The sequence below is a fragment of the Kitasatospora sp. NPDC059577 genome, from assembly GCF_042735475.1.
GTDB lineage: Bacteria > Actinomycetota > Actinomycetes > Streptomycetales > Streptomycetaceae > Kitasatospora.
This window is the reverse complement of record NZ_JBHWBZ010000095.1, coordinates 20,690-21,025: the sequence shown is the minus strand read 5'-3', so window position 1 is coordinate 21,025 and position 336 is coordinate 20,690. Positions and strand designations below refer to the sequence as shown.

Here is a 336-nt window from a genome sequence, read left to right as displayed (position 1 = left end):
GGCCGCGGCCGGCGCCAAGCCCGGCGCGACCGCGGGCCCCTCCGCCGCCCCCGCGGGCGGCCCGCTCGCCGCGGCCCCGGTCGGCACCCCGGTGCCCGACCGGCCCGGCACCGCCCGGCTGCTGCTGCCCGTCGCGCTGATCGCGGGCCTGGTGCTGCTGGTCGGCGGACCCGCCGCGCTGTTCCTGGGCGGCACCCCGGCCGGCGCGAAGGTGCTGGCCGGAGCCCGCGCCCAGTGGTCGCGACTGCGCCGCAGGTAGGAACCCGGGGGGGGGGGGGGGGCGCGCGCCCCCCCCCCCCGCCGCCCGCCCCCCCCCGCCCCCACCCCCCCCCCCCC

The 336-nt window shown here is 86.9% G+C and carries 1 pseudogene; it reads left to right on the top strand.

From position 1 onward, the window contains the following. Positions 1-259, top strand: a pseudogene (locus ACFV0O_RS39540) (hypothetical protein); the annotation flags it as partial. Between the last annotated feature and the right edge of the window lie 77 nt (positions 260-336).